Raw genomic sequence first — 6,497 nt, 5'->3', positions numbered from 1 at the left:
CAACCCAACTGTCGATGAAATTGTTGACAATATATGCGACGAAAATGCCCCCGCGATCTCCGGGATGCGGATGTCGCGGGGGCGCTCGGTGTCGCGGGAAGGGGCGGGGAGGGGAAAGACCCGCCCGTCGGACTAGACGCCCATCGGGTGCCAGACGGTCTTGGTCTCCAGGAAGGTGAGGAGGCGGCCGGTGCCGGGGTCGGTGGCCCAATCCACAGGCTGTGGACGCAGGACGCGCTTGAGGTTTTCCGCGGCGGCCTTCTCCAGCTCGACCGCGAGCTCCGGGTCCGCGCCGGCGAGGTCGATGGCGTTGACGTCCTGGTGTGCGGCGAGGGGCGCGGCGATCTCCGCGGTGCGGCCGGACAGGATGTTGACCACGCCGCCCGGGAGGTCGGAGGTGGCCAGGACCTCGCCGAGGGAGAGGGCGGGGAGCGGGGCGGTCTCGGCGGCGATGACCACGGCCGTGTTCCCGGTGACGATCGCCGGGGCGATCACCGACACCAGGCCCAGGAACGACGAGTCCTGGGGCGCGAGGAGCGCGACCACGCCGGTCGGCTCGGGGGAGGAGAGGTTGAAGTACGGCCCGGCCACGGGGTTGGCCGATCCGGCGATCTGGGCCGTCTTGTCGGACCAGCCCGCGTACCAGACCCAGCGGTCGATCGCCGCGTCCACCTGCGCGGTGGCCTTGGACTTCGACAGACCCTCGGCGTCGGCCACCTCATGGATGAACTGGTCGCGGCGGCCCTCCAGCATCTCGGCGACGCGGTAGAGGATCTGGCCCCGGTTGTAGGCGGTGGCCCCCGACCAGCCGCCGAACGCCTTGCGCGCGGCGACGACCGCGTCCCGGGCGTCCTTGCGGGAGGCCAGCGGGGCGTTGGCCAGCCACTTGGCCTGTGCGTCGGTCACCTCGTACACCCGCCCGCTCTCGGACCGGGGGAACTTGCCCCCGATGAACAGCTTGTAGGTCTTGAGCACGGAGAGTCGGTTGTCAGACATCGAGGTACGCCTCCAGGCCGTGGCGACCGCCTTCACGGCCGTATCCGGACTCCTTGTAGCCGCCGAACGGAGAGGCCGGGTCGAACTTGTTGAAGGTGTTGGACCACACCACGCCCGCCCGGAGCTTGTTCGCCATCCACAGGATGCGCGAGCCCTTCTCCGTCCAGATGCCCGCCGACAGCCCGTACGGCGTGTTGTTGGCCTTGGCCACGGCTTCTTCGGGGGTGCGGAAGGTGAGCACCGAGAGCACCGGGCCGAAGATCTCCTCGCGGGCGATCCGGTGGGCCTGGGTGACGCCGGTGAAGAGGGTGGGTGCGAACCAGTAGCCGGAGCGGGGCAGTTCGCACTGCGGCGCCCAGCGCTCGGCGCCCTCGGCCTCGCCGGCGTCGGCCAGGGCGCGGATCCGGGCCAGCTGCTCGGCGGAGTTGATGGCGCCGATGTCGGTGTTCTTGTCCAGCGGGTCGCCGACGCGCAGGGTGTTCATCCGGCGCTTGAGCGCGTCGAGCAGCTCGTCCTGGACGGACTCCTGGACCAGGAGACGGGAGCCCGCGCAGCAGACATGGCCCTGGTTGAAGAAGATGCCGCCGATGATGCCCTCGACCGCCTGGTCGATGGGGGCGTCGTCGAAGACGATGTTCGCGGCCTTGCCCCCGAGCTCGAGGGTGACCTTCTTCTTCGTACCGGCCACCGTACGGGCGATGGCCTTGCCGACCTCGGTCGAGCCGGTGAAGGCCACCTTGTCGATGCCGGGGTGGGCGACCAGTTCGGCGCCGGTCGAGCCGTCGCCGGTGACGATGTTCACCACGCCCTTGGGCAGGCCCGCCTGACGGCAGATGTCCGCGAAGAACAGGGCGCTCAGGGGTGTCGTCTCGGCGGGCTTGAGGACGACCGTATTGCCGGTGGCGAGCGCCGGGGCGATCTTCCAGGCCAGCATCAGGAGGGGGAAGTTCCAGGGGATGATCTGGCCGGCGACGCCCAGGGGCCGGGGGTCCGGGCCGTAGCCCGCGTACGCGAGCTTGTCGGCCCAGCCCGCGTAGTAGAAGAAGTGGGCCGCGACCAGGGGCAGATCGGCGTCGCGCGACTCGCGGATCGGCTTGCCGTTGTCCAGCGACTCTAGGATGGCCAGCTCGCGGGAGCGCTCCTGGATGATCCGCGCGATCCGGAAGAGGTACTTGGCGCGCTCGGAGCCGGGGAGCGCGGACCAGGTCTCGAACGCCTTACGGGCGGCCTTGACGGCGCGGTCCACGTCCTCGGCGTTGGCCTGGGCGACCTCGGAGAGGACCTCCTCGGAGGAGGGGGAGAGGGTCTTGAAGACCTTGCCGTCGCCCGCCTCGGCGAACTCCCCGTCGATGAACAGGCCGTAGGACGGGGCGATGTCGACGACCGCGCGGGACTCGGGCGCGGGTGCGTACTCGAAAACTGGCATGGCGTATCAGTCCACCGTCACGTAGTCGGGACCGGAGTACCGGCCGGTGCTCAGCTTCTGGCGCTGCATGAGCAGATCGTTGAGCAGGCTGGAGGCGCCGAAGCGGAACCACTCCGGGGAGAGCCACTCGTCGCCCAGCGTCTCGTTGACCATCACCAGGTACTTGATCGCGTCCTTGGAGGTGCGGATGCCGCCCGCGGGCTTCACGCCCACCTGTACGCCGGTGGTGGCGCGGAAGTCGCGGACCGCCTCCAGCAGGACGAGGGTGACGGGCGGGGTCGCGTTGACGGCCACCTTGCCGGTGGAGGTCTTGATGAAGTCCGCGCCCGCGAGCATCGCCAGCCAGGAGGCGCGGCGGACGTTGTCGTACGTCTGGAGCTCACCGGTCTCGAAGATGACCTTGAGGTGGGCCGCGGTGCCGCTGCCGTCCTCGCGGACGCAGGCTTCCTTCACCTGCCGGATCTCCTCGAAGACCTCGAGGTAGCGGCCGGAGAGGAAGGCGCCGCGGTCGATCACCATGTCGATCTCGTCCGCCCCGGCGGCCACCGCGTCCCGGGTGTCGGCCAGCTTGACCGGCAGCGAGGCCCGGCCGGAGGGGAAGGCGGTGGCGACGGCGGCCACATGGATGCCGCTGCCGGCCAGGGCCTCCTTGGCGGTGGCCACCATGTCGCCGTAGACGCAGATCGCCGCGACTTTCGGGGTGGTGCGGTCGGTGGGGTCGGGGTTGATCCCCTTGGCGCAGAGCGCCCGGACCTTGCCCGGGGTGTCGGCACCCTCGAGGGTCGTCAGGTCGATCATCGAGATCGCCAGGTCGATGGCGTACGCCTTCGCCGTGGTCTTGATCGAGCGGGTGCCGAGGGTCGCGGCACGGGCCTGCAGGCCGACCGCGTCGACGCCCGGCAGGCCGTGCAGGAAGCGGCGCAGTGCGCCGTCACTGGCGGTCACGTCCGCCATTGACGCGAGTCGCTCCGCGGCCTCTTTGCCGTATGCGGGAACTGTGGTGGGCATGGTCACCAGACGAGCATATCTACGCGCGTAGTCGGATGTCACCCCCGGGCCTGGAATCGATCGGGCCCGGGGGCGAGCGACCCCGGGTCTCCCCTGGACGCCCCCCGCCCCGTGAGTGTGGTGCACAATCGGGCGCATGACGAGCCCGGACGACGACTCCGCCCCCGCTGCCTCCAGCTCCGCTTCCTCCGATGCCGGGACCGAGACCTTCTCGGACCGGATCTACCGCTCCCCGAGCGGTATCGCGGGCGGGGTGCTGCTGCTCGGGCTCAGCGGCTGGCTGGGCATCGACGCGATGATCCGGGGCGAGGGACGGACGCCGTGGCTGGCGCTGGCCGGGCTGCTCTTCGCGGTGCCGGTGGTGATCGCCTTCACGGTGCGCCCGGCGGTGTACGCGGGGCAGGACCGGCTGCTCGTCCGCAACCCGTTCCGTACGATCACGCTGCCCTGGGCCTCGGTCGAGGGGCTGCGCGCCGGGTACACCAGCGAGGTGCTGGCGGGCGGGGCGACCTATCAGCTGTGGGCGATCCCGGTCTCGCTGCGCCAGCGCAAGCGGGCCGCCCGGCAGCAGGCCAGGGCGGCCTCCGAGGACCCCTTCGGCAATACGTCCGCCCATGTCGCGGCGAACAAGCCCGACGAGGACCGCCGGGCCCCCTCCGACGCGGCGATCGGCGACCTGCGCGAGATGGCCGAACTCAACGCCCAGCGAGAGGGCGCCCAGGGGGCGCCGGAGGTGCGATGGGCCTTCGAGATGATCGCGCCGACGCTGGCGGGCGCGGTGCTTTTGGGCGTCATGCTGGCGATCGGCTGAGAGCTGGGCCCGCTGGGCCCGGTTTCCGGCCCCCGGCTGACCGCTTGGGTCCGGGCGGCTCCGGTTCCCGCCGACCGCCGGGCGCGCCCGGCCGTCGGCCCCGGCCCCCGGCCGGCGCCGGGCCCCGACAGTTCGTCCGGGGCGGCCAGGTCGCCGTGGACGCCGGTCGCGTGGGCCGGGCCGACCCTCGGCAACGGCACGGAGAACGGCGCCGCGATCCGTACGGCCGTCGTCGTGGGCCATGACTGCCGCGGCTTCCAGAGGTTCGCCATCCTGCCCATCGGTACGGTCGTCACCGTGACCGGCCCGCGCGGCACGTTCCGCTACCGCGTCTACGCCCACCATGTGATCCCGGGGCGGGGCGCCCCCGCCCACGGTCTCTACCGGGGTGACCTCACCTTCAGTCCTGCGTCGGACCCGACACCGGGTTCGGCCACCTCAGCCGGAGCCGAGCCCGCTCCGGCGCCGTCACTGATCGCCGTGGGCGACGGCGACGGGCTCGGCTGCTGATACGCCCGCGTCCGCGGTCGCGGATTCCGGGGGCTGGATTCCCGCCGCCGCCGAAAGGTCCGTCTTGAGCGCGGCCAGCACGGTGTCCGCCGTGGCGCGGGCCGGGGTGAGGGAGTCGGCGGCGGGGACGTCGACGACCACCTCCAGGTAGCACTTCAGCTTCGGCTCGGTGCCGCTGGGCCGGACGATCACGCGGGCGCCGCGGACGTTCCCCTTCCCGGCGAGCCGATAGCGCAGGCCGTCCGTCGGGGGCAGGGTGTCCGTGCCCCGCGTCAGGTCCTCCGCCGAGGTCACGGCGAGCCCCGCGAGCTCGGTGGGCGGCTGTTCGCGCAGCCGCTTCATCGCGGTGCCGATCACGGAGAGGTCGGTGACCCGGACGGACAGCTGGTCGGTGGCGTGCAGCCCGTGGGCCACCGCGATGTCGTCCAGCAGGTCGCCCAGGGTGCGGCCCTGCTCCTTGAGCTCGGACGTCAGCTCGGCCACGAGCAGCGCGGCCGTGATGCCGTCCTTGTCGCGTACGCCCTCCGGATCCACGCAGTATCCGAGCGCCTCCTCGTACGCGTAGCGCAGCCCGTCCACCCGGGCCAGCCACTTGAAGCCGGTCAGCGTCTCTGCGTACGGCAGCCCGGCGTCGTCCGCGATCCGGGACAGGAGCGACGAGGAGACGATCGTGGTCGCGAACGCGCCACGGGCGCGCTTGTGGACGAGGTGGGTGGCGAGGAGCGCGCCGACCTCGTCCCCGCGCAGCATCCGCCAGCTCGCGGCGTCCGTGGGGGCCGTGGGGTTCGTGATCGCGGGGACGGCGACGGCGCAGCGGTCGGCGTCCGGGTCGTTGGCGATGATGATGTCCGGCGCGACCCTGCGGGCCGTGGCGAAGGCCAGGTCCATCGCCCCCGGCTCCTCCGGGTTGGGGAACGCGACGGTCGGGAACGCCGGGTCGGGCTCGGCCTGCTCGGGCACGACCGCGGGCTCGGGGAAGCCGGCGCGGGCGAACGCTGCGGTGAGGGTCTCGCGGCCGACGCCGTGCAGCGGGGTGTAGACGACGCGGGCGTTCCGGGGCGAACCCGGGGTGAGAACGGCGTCGGTCCGCGCGAGGTACGCCTCAAGGACCTCGTCGTTCAGCGTCTCCCAGCCGGTCTCGGGGCGGGGCACGTCGTCCAGGCTCCGGATCGCCGCGATCTCGGCCGCGATCTCGGCGTCGGCGGGCGGCACGATCTGGGAGCCGTCGCCGAGGTAGACCTTGTAGCCGTTGTCGCGGGGCGGGTTGTGGCTCGCGGTGACCTCGACGCCGGCGATCGCGCCGAGGTGGCGGATGGCGAAGGCGAGCACGGGCGTGGGGAGGGGACGGGGCAGTACGGCGGCGCGGAAGCCGGCACCGGTCATGACGGCGGCGGTGTCCCGGGCGAACTCGGCGCTCTTGTAGCGGGCGTCGTACCCGATGACGACGAGACCTTGACCGCGCTGATCGTCCTGATCTTCCTGGCCGTGATACGTGCGCAGATACGCGGCGAGCCCGGCGGCGGCGCGGATGACGACGGCGCGGTTCATCCGCATGGGCCCGGCCCCGAGCTCACCCCGGAGACCGGCGGTACCGAACTGCAACGTGCCGGAGAACCTCTCGGCGATCGCGTCGACGGCATCGTCTTGGAGCAGTTTCCCGAGCTCATCCCGCGTCTCGGGATCGGGATCCTCGGCAAGCCATGCGCGAGCCTGGGCGATGAGATCGGGCTCCGTGGCCATGGGGGC

At 71.8% G+C, this 6,497-nt stretch carries 6 protein-coding genes; 2 read left to right on the top strand and 4 right to left on the bottom strand.

Going from position 1 to position 6,497, the window contains the following annotated elements; all coding sequences use genetic code 11:
* Positions 1-132: 132 nt before the first annotated feature.
* Genes GWI24_RS38440 through deoC form a run of 3 tightly spaced genes read right to left on the bottom strand, consistent with a single transcriptional unit; the run spans position 133 to position 3,430 of the window.
* Entirely contained in the window at positions 133-996 is an 864-nt protein-coding gene (locus GWI24_RS38440) for an aldehyde dehydrogenase (RefSeq protein WP_210950672.1), read from the bottom strand.
* Complete coding sequence (locus GWI24_RS38435; RefSeq protein ID WP_210950671.1) at positions 989-2,422, bottom strand: aldehyde dehydrogenase family protein; 1,434 nt, start codon at positions 2,420-2,422, stop codon at positions 989-991. Before GWI24_RS38435 ends, GWI24_RS38440 begins: the two co-directional genes overlap by 8 nt.
* 6 nt (positions 2,423-2,428) lie before the next feature.
* Positions 2,429-3,430, bottom strand: coding sequence for a deoxyribose-phosphate aldolase (gene deoC, locus GWI24_RS38430; RefSeq protein WP_210950673.1), 1,002 nt, complete (start codon positions 3,428-3,430; stop codon positions 2,429-2,431).
* A gap of 136 nt (positions 3,431-3,566) precedes the next feature.
* On the opposite strand from deoC, the gene GWI24_RS38425 reads away from it, so the two are divergent.
* A complete protein-coding gene (locus GWI24_RS38425; RefSeq protein WP_210950670.1) occupies positions 3,567-4,241 on the top strand; it encodes a PH domain-containing protein in 675 nt (224 codons plus the stop codon).
* 234 nt (positions 4,242-4,475) lie between these two features.
* On the top strand, positions 4,476-4,751 hold the full coding sequence (locus GWI24_RS38420; RefSeq protein ID WP_210950669.1) for a hypothetical protein: 276 nt from the start codon (positions 4,476-4,478) through the stop codon (positions 4,749-4,751).
* On the opposite strand, the gene GWI24_RS38415 is transcribed toward GWI24_RS38420, so the two are convergent.
* The gene (locus tag GWI24_RS38415; protein ID WP_247617480.1) at positions 4,710-6,491 is read right to left on the bottom strand and encodes a phospho-sugar mutase; all 1,782 of its coding nucleotides are present in this window, start codon (positions 6,489-6,491) and stop codon (positions 4,710-4,712) included. The two genes, GWI24_RS38420 and GWI24_RS38415, sit on opposite strands and share 42 nt — an antisense overlap.
* Positions 6,492-6,497 lie beyond the last annotated feature (6 nt).

The organism is Streptomyces sp. MK37H, from assembly GCF_018035285.1.
GTDB lineage: Bacteria > Actinomycetota > Actinomycetes > Streptomycetales > Streptomycetaceae > Streptomyces > Streptomyces endocoffeicus.
The sequence above is the reverse complement of the archived record's forward strand: the minus strand, read 5'-3'. Positions and strand labels throughout refer to the sequence as shown.

Excerpts from the sequence above, each read along its gene's own strand:
- GWI24_RS38440 (WP_210950672.1), bottom strand. The coding sequence starts at position 996 with ATGTCTGACAACCGACTCTCCGTGCTCAAGACCTACAAGCTGTTCATC.
- GWI24_RS38435 (WP_210950671.1), bottom strand. The coding sequence starts at position 2,422 with ATGCCAGTTTTCGAGTACGCACCCGCGCCCGAGTCCCGCGCGGTCGTC.
- deoC (WP_210950673.1), bottom strand. The coding sequence starts at position 3,430 with ATGCCCACCACAGTTCCCGCATACGGCAAAGAGGCCGCGGAGCGACTC.
- GWI24_RS38425 (WP_210950670.1), top strand. The coding sequence starts at position 3,567 with ATGACGAGCCCGGACGACGACTCCGCCCCCGCTGCCTCCAGCTCCGCT.
- GWI24_RS38415 (WP_247617480.1), bottom strand. The coding sequence starts at position 6,491 with ATGGCCACGGAGCCCGATCTCATCGCCCAGGCTCGCGCATGGCTTGCC.